Raw genomic sequence first — 15,176 nt, forward strand, 5'->3', positions numbered from 1 at the left:
TTAAACAAATACTATTTAGCGAGGAAGCCTTTTTCTTTTGCTCGTTTTATTAAGGTTATTAATATCTATTTAAGCAAACTTTATTTCAAAGCTACAATAAAAGAATAAGAGAAATCATACTTAAAGAACAAGAGTCCCAGGTTTAACATCAAGCAAAAGAGGAAAAAATGACCAATAGCGAGCAATTACTTAAAATATAAGAGGAGGGTGGCATTCCATGCTATTTGTGAGGAGAGAAACCTTCAGAGAATTCTTGTCTTTATATCCAATCACAAGCTTGATTGTTTTTCTAAACACCATCATGATGATTGTGACAATCCTGTTTGGGTGGTTTTCGAATGATGAATGGATTTATAGTTGGGGAGGATTAACCAAGGAGAGTGTAATCGATGGCGAACTCTATCGGCTGTTGACCTATTCTTTCTTGCACAGCGGTATGATGCATTTTCTGTCAAATATGGTATTTACAATCATTGCTGCACCGGCTATAGAAAAATTGATCGGTAAAATGAAATTCATTACACTGTTTTTCTTTTCCATATTCATGGCTGCACTTGCGGTCATTCTGATTCCAACTGCCCCTTACTATCTTAATGTCGGAGAATCTGGTTTTGGTTATAGCTTATTTGGTTTTTACTTTTACCTTGTGCTTTTTAAAAAGAACGTCATTGATAAGGAATCAAGTAAAACGATCATGGTGTTCATAGCGGTTAGCTGGATTACGACCCTTATCATTCCTAATATTAGCATCTCTGCACATATAGGCGGGTTTATCGCCGGTTGGTTATATGCTTTCTTTATCAACAAATCCCTGACACGCTTAAAGGCTATGAATAGTAATTCCTATTATCGCTGATGACGAAGGCACTTTTTTATTTGATTAATGAGAAAACCGCTTTAGACAAAGCGGTTTTCTTTTCAAGTGTGATTATAGCTGTACCTTAACTCTGCTTTTTTCAAGTGCTTGGGCAAAGTCATTGATCAAGTCATCCGGATTTTCCAGGCCGGCTGATAGACGGAGCAGACCGCCGCTGATTCCACGTTTTTCTCTCTCGTCTGCCGGCATGGCGGCGTGTGACATTTTTGCTGGATAGGATAAAATCGACTCCACGGCACCGAGGCTGACAGCGAAGACAGGCAGTTGTGCATTCGCAACAAACGAATTCAGTACCGTTTCGCTTTCCAGTTCAAAGGAAAGGACAGCACCTGCCCCGCGTGCTTGCTCCTGTTGGATGCTGTATTCAGGATGATCTTCCAGGCCTGGATAATGCACGGCTTTTACAAGAGGATGGGTTTGCAGATATTCCGCCATCTTTTGGGCCGATTTCATGGAATGCTCCATTCTGACATGCAAGGTTTTCAGGCCGCGCATTACAAGCCAGGCATCCTGGACCCCAAGCACAGCGCCGAAAGAATTCTGTAAAGTGTAAAGCCGTTCGCCAAGCTCCGGATCCTTCACGACAGCAAGGCCGGCGACTACATCACTATGGCCAGATAGAAACTTTGTAGCACTGTGAAGGACGATATCCGCTCCAAGGTTCAACGGTTTTTGCAGGGCAGGTGTCAGAAAGGTGTTGTCCACATAGGTTAAAGCACCGATTTCCTTTGCTATTGAGCAGACGGCTTTAATGTCGGTCACTTTGAGCAGTGGATTGGAAGGAGTCTCCATATATATGGCCTTCGTATTCGGGCGGATTGCAGCCCTTATACTGTCAAGATCAGTCATATCAACAAAGGTATGCTCGATTCCAAACCGGCTTAGCACACTTGTGACCATCCGGTACGTTCCGCCGTATACATCCTCTGTAATGATGATATGATCCCCGGAAGAAAGCAGCAGGAACGCGGTCGAAATCGCCGCCATTCCTGAGGAGAAAGCAAAGCCTCTTGTACCCTCCTCTAATTCAGCAATGATGTCCTCAAGCGCCTCCCGGGTCGGATTGGCGCTACGGCTGTAATCGTACTTGCCGAATTGTTCCGGATTGGCCTGGTGGAACGTTGAAGCATGCTGAATCGGAACACTTACTGCTCCATTGGAACTGTCAAACTTATGCTGATTATGCAAAAGAAGTGTTTCAAACGATAAATCTTTATTTTCACTCATACTCTTGCCTCCTTATTCAGGGCTGCCAATGCATGTCCTAAGTCTTCAATTAAATCTTCTCCATCCTCAATCCCTACAGAAAAGCGTAATAGACGGTTGCAGACACCGTTGGCAGTCCTAATCTCCTCAGGAATGTCAGCATGTGTCTGAGTTGCCGGATAGGTGATGAAGCTTTCGGTTCCGCCAAGGCTTTCAGCAAAAGTGATCAATGACAGCTTCTGTAAAAACGGATTGACCCATGCTTCTTCTTGTAACCGAAAGGACACCATTCCTCCGTTGCCGGGATAAAGTACATCCGTAATACATTCTTGATCTTGCAGATAATCGACAACTTTTTTTGCGTTTTTTTCATGCCTTTCCATGCGAAGGGAGAGGGTTTTCATGCCGCGCATCAGCAACCATGAATCGAACGGGCTGAGAACGGCCCCGGCACCGTTATGGTAGAGGGCGATCGATTCGCATAATTCAGTGCCTTTTGCGACTATCAACCCTGCGAGCACATCATTATGGCCGCCTAAATATTTTGTGGCGCTGTGAATTACGATATCTGCGCCAAGCTTGATCGGCTGTTGCAGGATCGGGGTATAAAACGTATTATCGACGATCAAAAGCACATCATGTTTCCTGGCGATTTCCGCCACGGCTGCAATATCAGTTTGTTCCATCAGGGGATTAGTCGGGGTTTCGATAAAAATCGCCTTCGTTTGCGGGGTGATGCCATCCTCGATTTCCTCCAGACTGCTTGTGTTTACGTATCGACAGCCTAATCCCCACTTTTTAAATCCCTGCTCTAACAAACGATAGGTTCCGCCGTATAAATCTTTCGAGATGATCCATTCATCACCTGATTGAAATAAGGAAAGTACAGTAAAGATGGCTGCCATGCCTGAACTGCAGGCAAAGCCCTGTTCACCCTCTTCAAGATCGGCAATTGCCTGCTCGAGGAGCTGGCGCGTCGGATTGCCGGTCCTTACATAATCGAATCCTGAGGATTGGCCAATGCCTTCGTGGCGGTAGGCTGTGGAAAAATAAACAGGGGGGTTCACGGTCCCTGTTGCTGAGTCGCTTCGGTTCCCGATTTGTGCTAAAAATGTGTCAATTTTATACATGGCTCACTGCTCCTTTAGCTATGATAGAAATAAAAAAAGCCTTCAAATAAGAAGAAGACTTTTAAAATACATGTATGAAGTCGTTCTTCCTATCTTTCAAGTTCAAAAATAACTTGATGGACTTAGCACCTTTCCAATGCCGATAACACATTGAAGGTTGCTGAGGCGTCTTAGGGCCATTCCCTCGACCTCTCAGGATAAGAAATATAGAATATTCAGCTTTCTATGAATTTACTATATAATCACACCAGTGTCAACAGCGAACCTCTCTCTACATATTTCGATGAAGCGTCTTTTAAAAAACTATCTTTACAAAAATGAGGAGATGAATTATTCTGTATATTAATTCTGACTAAATCAATGGAAAAACTTTATTGATCAGTGTAAGACGATTGAGTCGCTATGAAGAGTGGCCGAGAGGCGGACTGTTGATGTCAGGTACAACTTGCAAAGGCAGGCGCTTACGCTTTTCAAAAAAAGGGGGATGCTAATTTGGCGGAAATCGGTCAGATAGCAAAAATTGCCGATCAGCTTCAGGAAATGCTGGATTCCATTAAATTTGGTTCGATCACACTCGTTATCCAGGACGGCAAGATCATTCAAGTCGAAAAGCATGAAAAGGTAAGAATTAAATAGAGCAAACGGCGGTCCGCAAAAGATAAAATTCTTTCGGACCGCCGTTTGCATTTACACATGGATGGATGGATTTACTTCAATCTATCCAGGTTGTCAGCTCTTTGAAATTTGTTTTCTTCACTTTCGGGGCCTCCATATTAGCGTAGCCAATGTAAACAAAAGCGACTATTTCACCAGCTTCAGATAGGCCGAAAAAGTTCTTCACTTTTTCATGATAACAAATGTCACCTGTACGCCAGATTGCCCCTAACCCTAGTGAATGCGAGGCTAATAGCATATTTTGAATAGCACTATTGACAGCAGCATATTCCTCTTTTTTAATCACATTCTTTCTTTCGCTTGGTTCTACACCTACCGCAATGATAACGGGTGCCCTAAGCGGATTCTTTTTTGCTTTTTCGATCTTCTTTTGATTGTCCTCTGAGTTGGGATCTTCAAATTTAGCTGCAGTGATTTCTTCAAAAACATTCCCGAGCTTATTCCTGCCTTCACCGGTCAGTACAAAAAATCTCCAGGGTTCGGTTCGAAAATGATTTGGTGCATAAGTGCCTGCTTCTAAAATTTGCTCGATTAATTCCTGCGGTACTGGATCCGGTTTCACGAGCCCAATGCTTCTTCTTGTTTTTATTCCCTCAACGATTTCCATAAGATCACCCTTTTTTTAAAAAATTGAGCAGGTTTTGCATAACCTACATTTAATCCTTGTGAAAATATTGGTTCCTCTGTTCTGCCAACCTCTCCATAAAAAGAGATGGCTAAAGGTATCGTATCCTTCTCCGCAATTATCGTCAATTATTGCTTGTACTTATTTGCCTCCTGCAGATCCAACTGTATTATAATGGGGAATAATAAGTCGGAAGTTTCAAATTTTTCATCTAAACGGGGGTGTAAGAATGAGTTGCGATATGTACCCATTAGGGGATCATGCAGTCTTGATCGAACTCGGGGAAGGAATAAACAAGGAAACTCAAGCATGCGTTCAAGTAATCGCTGCTTTTTTGGAAGGACATCCCCCCATTTGGATGATCGAATATATACCCGCTTTTACAACGATAACTGTTTTTTACGATCCTGTAAGAGTACTGCAAAGTAACCAAAAAGCCATTTCCCCATATGATTATGTCTGTGCATTTCTTGCGGGATTGTTATCAGGACTGGTTACAGGTACCCCATCGGAATCCCGGGTAGTTGACATCCCCGTATGCTATGGAGGAAAGTTCGGTCCTGATTTAGAACATGTGGCAATGATCAATGGATTAACAATGGAAGAAGTAGTTCGCATCCATTCATCCGGCGGCTATTTGGTTTATATGATTGGATTTGCCCCGGGATTCCCTTATGTTGGTGGGATGTCTGAAAGAATTGCAGCTCCAAGAAGAGAATCGCCCCGCTTAAAAATCCCTGCAAGAACCGTCGGAATCGCAGGAAAACAAACAGGGATTTATCCCATCGAAACACCTGGAGGCTGGCAATTAATTGGCCGGACGCCTTTGGAGTTATTTCGTCCTGGGGATGAATCACCAAGTCTATTAAGAGCGGGAGACAGGATTCAATTTATACCGATCAGCGAGAAGGAGTACATCGAATGGGAGCAAGACAAACGATGATGACTATCACCAAGCCCGGCATGCTTACGACGATTCAAGATTTAGGAAGGAACGGCTATCAAAAATATGGTGTGATTACGAGCGGTGTCATGGATCCGTCTGCAAGTCGCATCGCCAATATCTTAGTAGGAAATCAAGAAAAAGAAGCTACCTTAGAAATCACTTTGCTTGGCCCTGTGATTGAATTCAGTGAAAATGCACTTATATCGATTTGCGGTGGGGACTTATCACCTTCTATTGATGGGAGGACGGCTCGATTATGGCGACCGCTTCTTGTTAAAAAAGGCAGCCGGCTCCAATTTGGTCAATGCAAGTCTGGATGCCGATGTTATCTTGCGGTTGCAGGCGGTTTTTCAGTACGGAGCGTGATGGGAAGTAAATCAACGTATTTGAGGGCGGGAATTGGAGGGGTTAACGGCAGGGCACTTAAATCGGGGGATAGAATTCCAATTGATACCCCCAGAGAGCTATCAACCAGACTTATTCAACATTTGGACAGAGGCAAAACTAACCGAACTTTTGTTGAAAGTGATTGGTCAGTGGTTTCATCTTTGTATCATACCAATGAAAAAGATGGCATTGTCCATGTTATCAAGGGGCGGCAATTCAATCTATTCTCAATAGAAAGCCAGAAACTACTCTTCACAGAGCCATTTGAAGTGACATCCCAATCAGACCGGATGGGTTATCGCTTAAAAGGACCAACTCTTGCCCTGGAAAAACCAAAAGAAATGATTTCAGAAGCTGTTGATTTTGGTACGATTCAGGTCCCATCGGAAGGAAACCCCATTGTCCTGTTAGCTGACAGGCAAACGACAGGCGGGTATCCAAAAATCGGGCAAATTGCAACAGTCGATTTGTCTTTATTAGCCCAGACAAAACCGGGTGATTCGCTTCGTTTTATCGAAATAACACATGCGGAGGCCGAGCATCTCTATCTTAAAAAAGAAAGCAATATACAGCTATTAAAAAATGGCGTTTTACTTAAATGCAGATAAGGGGCGGTAACCAGTGCATTTTGTGGACATTAATTGTGATATGGGGGAAAGCTTTGGAGCTTATCAGCTGGGCAGGGATGAAGAAATCCTTGATTTTGTCACCTCCGCAAATATTGCCTGTGGTTTTCATGCAGGTGATGCAGCGACAATGCGAAAAACGGTTACATTAGCGCTTGAAAAAAAAGTGGGAATCGGAGCTCACCCTGGGCTTCAAGATTTAGCCGGCTTTGGCAGAAGAAACATGCAAATATCAGCACAAGAGGCTTATGACCTTGTTATCTACCAAATTGGAGCTCTGTATGGTTTTGTCAAATCAGAAGGCGGTAAGCTTCAGCATGTCAAGCCGCACGGTGCCCTTTATAACATGGCTGCTAAAAGTGCACCTTTATCTGAAGCAATTGCTGAAGCCATTTATAAGGTGGACCCTGAATTGATTCTCTTCGGTTTGGCTGGAGGAGAACTAGTCAAAGCAGGAAAGAAAATCGGGCTTCGTTCTGCCAATGAAGTATTTGCGGACCGCACCTATCAAAAAAATGGTTCATTGACACCGAGACAAGAGGTTGATGCGCTTATCATAAATAATGAAACTGCAGTCAGCCAGGTTATCACGATGGTGAAGGAAGGAAAAGTAACTTCCCTGCAAGGAGCCGATGTATTGATTCAGGCAGACACTGTTTGCATTCATGGTGATGGAGAACATGCGCTTGATTTTGTGAAGTATATTTCTTCCGCTTTAAAAGATGCAGACATTACAATCGCTAAAATTAATGAGTTTTTAGATTGAAAACTTAAAGATAGAAAAGGCATATAGAAATTTTGAAGTCAGTTATAAGGAAGGAGTCCCGAGGGACTCCTTCAAAATTATATCGTCAATAATTCATAAACTTCATTCAGCTGCCGGACTCTTTCATAATCTTGTTCTTGATTCGAGTAGTCAATTGCTTCTGTTAATATCTTGTCGAGGTAATCCATCTCTTCGGCAGTTAAATTTCTAACAAACAAACCCTCAGTAGAATAATGTTTATTCGAAATTTTATCGTATAACTTTTTCCCAATTGCTTCATTGTCCGTATGAGCTGAAAGGATTTCCAGTAAATATCCTAAAGGCTGATTCATTTGCAGTCCCCTTCACCATTTTTTAAGCCCGGATTTATTATGTCCTTTAAAATATTTCTAAAACTCTTGCGATTACGTGCATAAATCTTGGTCTAAAAAGGATAATAAATGAGAATGCATTGAAACAAATAGGAGGGAAAATGAATGGAAAATCAACAAGGGCAAATGCACGAAAATATGCACACAGGTAATGTACCACCGCAGATGAATCACGGAGCGCATGAAATGCTTGATGTCCATGAAGTACTCAGCGGTTCGATAGGCGCAATGAATCAATATACATTAGGGCGGCAGTTTGTAAAGGATCCCGAGCTGCTTGACATCCTTGACAGACAATATAACTTCATGAAAGAAGAGTACAACATAACATTAGAGTGCTTTCAAACAGGGCAAAACCCTTCAAAACCAACACAAAGCTATAAAATGAAACAAGGCAACGACTTTGTTTATGGATTAACTCCTACCCAACCGAGTAAACCAATCCAGTCTCCAACAGAAATGAATGATCAAACAGTGTCCGGCTGTATGCTTGGGGCTGCAAAATCGAACGCGTCCATGAAAACGATGGCGGCTTTGGAAGTAACAAATCCGGTTGTCCGCCGTGTCTTGGCTGATTCTGTGCCAAACTGCATTGAAATGGCATATGAGATTTCTGTATATCAAAACAAACATCACTATTATCAGGTTCCTCAATTTGCCGAGCAGGATATGCAGCAAATGATGAATTGTTATGCACCGGCTCAGGGAATGCAAATGCCGAATAACGGTATGAGTCATTAATGCAAAGATAATGTTATCATCCTTAAAGCCAATTTTCTTGAAACAGAGAAAATTGGCTTTTTTGCGAGTGTATTGCCAATTACAAAATCATCATCTGATAATGCCCCAATGAAATTGAAAAATTATTTTTTTTGGATTGGCGAATAATGTTAGTAAAATGTTCAATAGGGAAAATATAATAAAAAAGGAGGAGAGACCAACCAATGAAATACAGAATCGAGAAAGATACAATGGGCGAAGTTCAGGTACCCTATGATAAATATTGGGGCGCCCAGACTGAAAGAAGCCGAATGAATTTCAAAATCGGAAAGGAAAAAATGCCGATCGAGCTGATCAGCGCGTTCGCCCATGTAAAACAGGCAGCGGCAAGGGTGAACAGCGAGTTGGGCAGCCTTCCGGAAATAAAAGTGAAAGCTATTGAAAAAATAACCGCTGAAATCCTTGAGGGAACCCTGGATGAGCATTTCCCGCTTGTTGTCTGGCAGACCGGGAGCGGAACCCAGAGCAATATGAATGTTAATGAAGTGATTGCGAACAAAGGAAACGAATGGCTGAAGGAACAGGGAAGCGAGGAGATACTGCATCCGAATGATGATGTGAATAAAGCGCAGAGCTCGAATGACTCATTTCCGACTGCGATGCATGTCGCAGCGTATATTGCCGTTTCGGAAACATTACAGCCTGCAATCAAAGCGCTGCGTGAGACATTTGCCGAGAAAGAAAAACAATTTGCGGATCTGGTGAAAATCGGGCGTACACACCTCCAGGATGCCACACCGTTAACGCTCGGGCAGGAAATCAGCGGCTGGAAGGCGATGCTTGCAAAAAGCCAGATTATGATCGAAGAAAGCAGCAAGCATTTATTGAATCTGGCCATCGGTGGTACAGCTGTGGGTACTGGGATTAACGCCCATAAGGAATTTGGCGAGAGAGCTGCGAAAGAAATCAGCCGTTCAACAGGCCATGACTTTGAGGCTTCGGATAATACATTCCATGCGCTGACAAGCCATGATGAAATCGTCCACGTGCATGGAGCACTGAAGGCACTCGCTGCCGATTTAATGAAGATCGCCAATGATGTTAGATGGCTGGCAAGCGGACCTCGAAGCGGGATCGGTGAAATAACCATCCCGGCAAATGAACCGGGAAGCAGTATCATGCCAGGTAAAGTGAATCCGACCCAAAGTGAAGCCTTAACCATGATTGCTGCACAGGTTTTTGGCAATGATGCTACCATTGCTTTCGCAGCAAGCCAGGGAAACTTTGAACTTAATGTATTTAAGCCAGTAATCATTTACAATTTCCTGCAATCCGCCAAAATACTCAGTGAAGGAATACAATCGTTCAATGAAAATTGTGCTAAAGGCATTGAAGCGAATGAAGAGAAAATTACAGAAAATGTTCAGCGTTCGTTAATGCTGGTAACAGCATTGAATCCTCATATTGGCTATGAAAAGGCAGCAGAAATTGCAAAATTAGCGTTTAAAGAAGACGCTACATTGAAGGAAACAGCCGTAAAACTTGGATATTTGAATGAACAACAGTTTGATGAATGGGTAAACCCGCAAAATATGGTAAATAAAAAGTAATCGTTTTTCCTCCTGAATTTATTGAGATGGTACACAACAAAAATGTGTAAGGATGGATGCTATGACTTTATGTCCACTTTGCAACGGGCTACACAACATCCACATAACATGCCCGAACTGCAACAATGAAATGGAAGACACCGGAAAAGTGATGGATTATTACGATGATTACAGCCCGTACGAAGACACTAATACTTTAAAGAAGGTTGATGGATTCCCTAATTCTTTGAAAAATGGCGGGTGTCCCCATTTATTGCGCTGTCCATCGTGTGGCCATGATGAAGTGGTGCTTATTAAGGAATGATAAAAATTTCTAATTTTGCTTCATGCTGTCTATTAATTAGGAGGGATAATATATGGGAACCGATAAATTTAACGGAATAGGCCGAATTCCTTTTGAGGATGCAAAAACAGAAATTTTGGAAGGGGACATGCTTTTTTGCAGTGGTAACTATCTGGTTAGTGAGCTGATAAAAAAAGCTTCCGGTTCTCTATTCAGCCATGTAGCTTTGTTATTTTATTGGAATGGGCATGTATTTGTTTTAGAAAGCGTAGAAGACGACGGAGTCAGGGCTGTCCCTCTTTCTCATTACCTTTATAATTATGAAAACAGCAAGGGCAAATATGACGGTGAAGTCTATATTGCCCGACACGAAGGAATTGCGAGCCCTGCTTTTGAGAAGGAGAAATTAAAGAGCATGTTTGGAAAGGCCATAGGATTGCTTAATCGCAACTATGATAAGGAAGAGATAGCCAGGATTGTCGCGCGGATAGGGTTAGGTATCGGGAAACATCAGGACGATGAAGCGTATACATGCTCCGAATTCATTGATGAATGCTTTAAGGAAATAGACATAAAACTTTCACGAGACCCGGGGGGATTTATCTATCCTGAACATATTGCTGCAGACCCAGATGTCAAACCATTATTTGAAATCTCTGGTTAAGGCTCGGAAAGATAATTTGTATTTTTTTATTATCTTTTGATTTAAAGATACATGTAAAGGGTAAATGATAATTTGTGGTAAATTAGCAGACGACATATTTGCAAAGGAGAAAAATTAAAATGAAATCATTAGAAGGAAAAGTAGCCATTGTTACAGGGGCAAGCAGTGGAATCGGTGAGGCTATCGCTTCAGATTTAGCTGGCAAAGGGGCTAATCTTGTGCTTGTAGCACGAAGAGAAGAACGATTAAAGGAATTGGCCGATAAAATTGGCGGAAGTTCATCTCAAAAGGTAGTAGTTGTACAAGGGGATGTGACGAAAAAAGAAGATCTGGAAACAGCGGTTCAAAAAGCAAAAGAGGAATTTGGCAAAGTAGACTTTTTAATTAATAATGCAGGCGTCATGCTTCTGTCTTTCTTGAAAAATGACAAAATCGAGGAATGGGAGCAAATGGTCGATGTGAATATCAAAGGAGTTCTTTTTGGCATCCATGCCGTCCTTCCCGAGATGCTGAAGCAGGGAAGCGGCCATATTGTTAACGTTTCTTCTGTGGCAGGCCATGAAGTATTCCCATCAAGTACTGTTTATAGCGCAACCAAATATGCCGTCCGTGCATTATCAATAGGGTTGGAAAAAGAATTGTCCAAAACAGGAGTAAGGGTGACAAATATTTCACCGGGTGCCGTTTCAACAGAGCTTACAGAGCATATATCAGATAAAGAAGTCTTGCAAATGTTCGAAAGCAGTGGAAGTACGACAGGTTTTCTCCAGGCAAACGACATTGCGCATGCTGTAACATATGCAGTATCCCAACCAGATTATGTGAATGTAAATGAAATGATTGTAAGACCTATGCAGAAAAAAGAATAATATTGAACTACCCCCACTTACCGGCTTTGCCGCTTGAAGTGGGGGATTCCACCCTGATTTCCTTTGGGTTGCAAGGTTTAGAACCCCATTCAACTAGCGAGGTCAGTAATCCAGCTCAAAAGAAGTAATTCCTTATGGAATGACCCATCTATACCCTAAACATGCTAGAAAAGTAGTTCTTCATCATTTGTTCCGGAATAACCATGAACACCTTGTTATGCATCCGACCTCTTAGAATCTCCATCTGTTCTGGCAAAGACAGTGAAAGACCGGCAAGGTGTTCTTTTATTTGATTGGAGTCATGTTCTACAAAACTGGAGGTGAAGTTATGGTAAGAAAGAAGATAGATAGCCTCCTAAATCGACGTGTTTTAATTTTAGGAGGCTATTTTAGAATATAGGAGATGTATATCTGATGAAACAAAACAAATATGATGATTCAAATTTCTTTTCTGCATATAAACAATTGCCACGTTCAATCAAAGGACTTGAAGGTGCGGGAGAATGGCATGTATTCAAATCATTAATACCAGAATTACGAAATAAAAATGTGCTTGATTTAGGATGCGGTTTCGGTTGGCATTGTCGATTTGCTCGTGAACAACAAGCAGTTTCAGTAGTAGGTGTAGATATATCTGAAAAAATGCTTCGACAGGCTCGTGAACAAACAGATGATCCTGCCATTTCATATTTACAAATGCCAATTGAAGACATCGAGTTTTCAAACTCACAATTTGATGTGGTTATCAGTTCGTTGTCTTTCCACTACATTAAATCATTTGAAGTCATTTGCAAAAAGGTGCATGATTGTCTAAAGCTAGGAGGTACTTTCATTTTTTCAGTTGAACATCCCATATTTACTGCTCGAAATGAACAAGATTGGTATCTTGATGATCAAGGAAATCGTTTGCATTGGCCAGTAGATAATTATCAGTCAGAGGGAGTACGTGAAACTACATTCTTAATAGAAAATGTTATTAAATATCATCGTACAATCTCAACATACATAAATGACTTAATTGGGGCTGGATTTAACTTAAAAGCCATTAAGGAACCCATGCCTTCAGATGAAATGTTGAAGAATGATTCACTGATGAAAGATGAGAAACGAAGACCTATGTTCTTGATTATTTCAGTAGAAAAAGAAAGTGCTTCAAACTGACAGAGATATAATGAATTCTTTAATAGACAAATTCGGCTTTATTTGATGATTGAATAGTTTGCACTTAAATAATTATACTATAATGAGAAATTAGTTAATGAACAGTTGTTTATTAAAATTACCTTGAAAACGCATTCGATAAAATTGGAGGAATATGAAATGAGACTTTAAAATAATGTGGCAGTAGTTACTGGAGCAGCGTCAGGAATGGGGAAAGCAATTGCTACTCTTTATGCGAAAGAAGGAGCTAAGGTAGTAGTTTCTGATATTAATGTAGATGCAGCTAATTCAACAGTAGAAGAAATCAAATCAAATGGCGGGGAAGCAATTGCTGTAATGGCAAATGTTGCACATGAGGAAGATATTCAGAATTTAATCGATACGGCTGTCAATACGTATGGCACTTTAGATATCTTAGTAAACAACGCTGGAGTTATGGATAATTTTGAGCCTGCTGGTGATATAGAAGATGGTAATTGGGAGCGAATCTTTGCTATAAATACAACGAGCGTTATGCGTGCTACACGTAAAGCATTACCAATCTTCCTGGAAAAACAAAAAGGAGTAATTATTAATGTTGCTTCAGCTGGAGGATTAAATGGAGCTCGTGCAGGTGCAACTTACACAGCTTCTAAGCACGCAGTTGTTGGTTTCACAAAAAATACAGGTTTTATGTATGCTCAAAATGGTATTCGTTGTAATGCAATTGCCCCTGGTGGGGTTGAGACGAATATTAGTTCTACTATGACAAACATTATTGCATTCGGTATAGGACGCACACAATCAGGAATGGGTCATAACCCACGTACGGGTAAGCCAGAAGAAATTGCAAAAGTTGCCCTGTTCTTGGCTTCAGATGAAGCAAGCTTTGTTAACGGAACAGTCATTACAGCAGATGCTGGTTGGACTGCATATTAAATTAACGACCAAATTTCTTTATAAAGAAATAAATTTAATGCTGCTGAAAATGTAAATTTATCACCGAAGTCTTACCGTAAATGTATTTGAAAAAAAGCAACAGCCCAAGACTGTTGCTTTCTAACTTATTCAGCAGGACGAACCCTCAATTCAGTTTCATTGTCAAAGAAGTGGGCTTTATCCATATCCAGTGCAAGCTGGATTGTTTCGCCAGGCTTTACGATTGTTTTTGCATCGACGCGTGCGATGAATTCCTGTCCGCCTATGGATGAGTAGAGCATGAATTCAGCGCCCATCAATTCAGCTACTTCAATATGGGCATCGAATTTTGTATCAGCTGAAGATTCGACGAAACCAGGTTCATCATGAAAATCTTCCGGACGAATGCCCAGGATCACTTCTTTGCCAACATAGCCTTGCTCACTAAGCATCTTCATTTTTCCTTCAGGAACGGCAATCGATTGTTGGCCGATCTTCACCGTGCCATTTTCAAGTGTCCCTGTCAGGAAGTTCATTGCCGGTGAGCCGATAAAGCCGCCGACGAAAACATTGTCAGGCTTCTCATAAACATCCTTTGGGGCACCGACCTGCTGGATGATCCCATCCTTCATGACAACAAGGCGTGTCGCCATCGTCATGGCTTCAGTCTGGTCGTGTGTTACATAGATGGTAGTAGTGTTTAAGCGTTTATGGAGCTTGGCAATTTCCGCACGCATTTGCACACGCAGTTTGGCATCAAGGTTGGATAAAGGTTCGTCCATTAAGAATACCTTTGCGTCACGAACGATCGCGCGGCCCAATGCAACCCGCTGGCGCTGTCCACCGGAAAGAGCTTTAGGTTTACGATCAAGATACGCTTCCAGGCCAAGGATTTTGGCAGCATCCTGGACACGGCGTTTGATTTCGTCTTTCGGCATTTTTCTAAGCTTAAGGCCAAATGCCATATTGTCATATACAGACATATGCGGATAAAGTGCGTAGTTTTGGAATACCATTGCGATATCGCGATCTTTCGGAGGGACATCATTTACGCGCCTGCCATCAATGTAGAAATCCCCATCAGAAATCTCTTCAAGTCCGGCAATCATCCGCAATGTCGTTGATTTTCCGCACCCGGAAGGACCGACGAAAACGACGAACTCTTTATCTTCAATTTTAAGGTTAAAATCTTCAACAGCCGTTACTTTGTTATCGTAAACTTTAAAAATGTGGTCTAACATCAGCTCTGCCATTTCTGAAAACCCCCGCTCAATAGGTTAATGTCTTATAAACCTATTTTATAAAAGAAGCCTCTTGAAAGGTATGTACATAGTGCACAAAAGTGAACGGTTGTCCTGTGCAG

The 15,176-nt window shown here is 41.7% G+C and carries 17 protein-coding genes and 1 riboswitch; of the genes, 12 read left to right on the top strand and 5 right to left on the bottom strand.

Translation table 11 applies throughout. The annotated features are described in order from the left end of the window. Positions 1 to 217: 217 nt before the first annotated feature. Positions 218 to 856, top strand: a complete 639-nt coding sequence (locus tag ELQ35_RS06055; RefSeq protein ID WP_126863943.1) for a rhomboid family intramembrane serine protease — start codon at positions 218 to 220, stop codon at positions 854 to 856. Positions 857 to 928: 72 nt separating this feature from the next. Here ELQ35_RS06055 and metC read toward each other — a convergent pair whose 3' ends face one another. Continuing rightward, complete coding sequence (gene metC, locus ELQ35_RS06060; RefSeq protein ID WP_126863944.1) at positions 929 to 2,104, bottom strand: cystathionine beta-lyase; 1,176 nt, start codon at positions 2,102 to 2,104, stop codon at positions 929 to 931. Then, the gene (locus ELQ35_RS06065) at positions 2,101 to 3,213 is read right to left on the bottom strand and encodes a methionine biosynthesis PLP-dependent protein (protein ID WP_126863945.1); all 1,113 of its coding nucleotides are present in this window, start codon (positions 3,211 to 3,213) and stop codon (positions 2,101 to 2,103) included. Before ELQ35_RS06065 ends, metC begins: the two co-directional genes overlap by 4 nt. Positions 3,214 to 3,299: 86 nt before the next feature. Continuing rightward, a riboswitch (SAM riboswitch) is annotated at positions 3,300 to 3,417 on the bottom strand. A 315-nt stretch (positions 3,418 to 3,732) separates the two neighbouring features. Between ELQ35_RS06065 and ELQ35_RS06070 the strand changes: the two genes are divergently transcribed. Continuing rightward, the gene (locus ELQ35_RS06070; RefSeq protein ID WP_370873389.1) at positions 3,733 to 3,849 is read left to right on the top strand and encodes a DUF2292 domain-containing protein; all 117 of its coding nucleotides are present in this window, start codon (positions 3,733 to 3,735) and stop codon (positions 3,847 to 3,849) included. Positions 3,850 to 3,925: 76 nt separating this feature from the next. On the opposite strand, the gene ELQ35_RS06075 is transcribed toward ELQ35_RS06070, so the two are convergent. After that, the gene (locus ELQ35_RS06075) at positions 3,926 to 4,495 is read right to left on the bottom strand and encodes a nitroreductase family protein (RefSeq protein WP_126863946.1); all 570 of its coding nucleotides are present in this window, start codon (positions 4,493 to 4,495) and stop codon (positions 3,926 to 3,928) included. A gap of 247 nt (positions 4,496 to 4,742) precedes the next feature. On the opposite strand from ELQ35_RS06075, the gene pxpB reads away from it, so the two are divergent. From pxpB to ELQ35_RS06090, 3 genes are read left to right on the top strand one after another with little or no spacing between them, the layout of a single operon-like run. Beyond that, entirely contained in the window at positions 4,743 to 5,456 is a 714-nt protein-coding gene (gene pxpB / locus ELQ35_RS06080; RefSeq protein WP_126863947.1) for a 5-oxoprolinase subunit PxpB, read from the top strand. Continuing rightward, positions 5,453 to 6,454 (top strand): 5-oxoprolinase subunit C family protein, encoded by a 1,002-nt coding sequence (locus ELQ35_RS06085; RefSeq protein WP_126864614.1) that lies wholly within the window; start codon positions 5,453 to 5,455, stop codon positions 6,452 to 6,454. The genes pxpB and ELQ35_RS06085 overlap by 4 nt, the downstream gene beginning before the upstream one ends. A 13-nt stretch (positions 6,455 to 6,467) precedes the next feature. Beyond that, entirely contained in the window at positions 6,468 to 7,238 is a 771-nt protein-coding gene (locus tag ELQ35_RS06090) for a LamB/YcsF family protein (RefSeq protein ID WP_126863948.1), read from the top strand. Between the two features lie 77 nt (positions 7,239 to 7,315). Here ELQ35_RS06090 and ELQ35_RS06095 read toward each other — a convergent pair whose 3' ends face one another. Further along, complete coding sequence (locus tag ELQ35_RS06095) at positions 7,316 to 7,570, bottom strand: sigma-G-dependent sporulation-specific acid-soluble spore protein CsgA (RefSeq protein WP_126863949.1); 255 nt, start codon at positions 7,568 to 7,570, stop codon at positions 7,316 to 7,318. Positions 7,571 to 7,714: 144 nt separating this feature from the next. Here ELQ35_RS06095 and ELQ35_RS06100 point away from each other — a divergent pair, with 144 nt between their 5' ends. The 7 genes from ELQ35_RS06100 to ELQ35_RS06130 all read left to right on the top strand — a co-directional run bounded on the left by ELQ35_RS06100 (position 7,715) and on the right by ELQ35_RS06130 (position 13,834). After that, positions 7,715 to 8,350 carry a spore coat protein gene (locus ELQ35_RS06100; RefSeq protein ID WP_126863950.1) on the top strand — a complete coding sequence of 212 codons (636 nt, stop codon included), beginning with the start codon at positions 7,715 to 7,717 and terminating at the stop codon, positions 8,348 to 8,350. A 203-nt stretch (positions 8,351 to 8,553) separates the two neighbouring features. Next, positions 8,554 to 9,939: a class II fumarate hydratase gene (fumC, locus tag ELQ35_RS06105; RefSeq protein WP_126863951.1), complete on the top strand. Its 1,386-nt coding sequence runs from the start codon at positions 8,554 to 8,556 to the stop codon at positions 9,937 to 9,939. Between the two features lie 61 nt (positions 9,940 to 10,000). Next, positions 10,001 to 10,243 carry a hypothetical protein gene (locus ELQ35_RS06110; RefSeq protein ID WP_126863952.1) on the top strand — a complete coding sequence of 81 codons (243 nt, stop codon included), beginning with the start codon at positions 10,001 to 10,003 and terminating at the stop codon, positions 10,241 to 10,243. Positions 10,244 to 10,295: 52 nt separating this feature from the next. After that, entirely contained in the window at positions 10,296 to 10,886 is a 591-nt protein-coding gene (locus ELQ35_RS06115) for a YiiX/YebB-like N1pC/P60 family cysteine hydrolase (protein ID WP_126863953.1), read from the top strand. Positions 10,887 to 11,005: 119 nt separating this feature from the next. After that, positions 11,006 to 11,755, top strand: coding sequence for an SDR family oxidoreductase (locus tag ELQ35_RS06120; RefSeq protein WP_126863954.1), 750 nt, complete (start codon positions 11,006 to 11,008; stop codon positions 11,753 to 11,755). Between the two features lie 414 nt (positions 11,756 to 12,169). After that, the gene (locus ELQ35_RS06125; protein ID WP_126863955.1) at positions 12,170 to 12,916 is read left to right on the top strand and encodes a class I SAM-dependent methyltransferase; all 747 of its coding nucleotides are present in this window, start codon (positions 12,170 to 12,172) and stop codon (positions 12,914 to 12,916) included. A 177-nt stretch (positions 12,917 to 13,093) separates the two neighbouring features. After that, positions 13,094 to 13,834 carry an SDR family oxidoreductase gene (locus tag ELQ35_RS06130; protein WP_281278109.1) on the top strand — a complete coding sequence of 247 codons (741 nt, stop codon included), beginning with the start codon at positions 13,094 to 13,096 and terminating at the stop codon, positions 13,832 to 13,834. Between the two features lie 125 nt (positions 13,835 to 13,959). Here ELQ35_RS06130 and ELQ35_RS06135 read toward each other — a convergent pair whose 3' ends face one another. After that, positions 13,960 to 15,066 carry an ABC transporter ATP-binding protein gene (locus ELQ35_RS06135; RefSeq protein WP_126863956.1) on the bottom strand — a complete coding sequence of 369 codons (1,107 nt, stop codon included), beginning with the start codon at positions 15,064 to 15,066 and terminating at the stop codon, positions 13,960 to 13,962. Positions 15,067 to 15,176 lie beyond the last annotated feature (110 nt).

Source organism: Peribacillus cavernae, assembly GCF_003989135.1.
In the GTDB taxonomy this organism is placed as follows: Bacteria; Bacillota; Bacilli; order Bacillales; family DSM-1321; genus Peribacillus; species Peribacillus cavernae.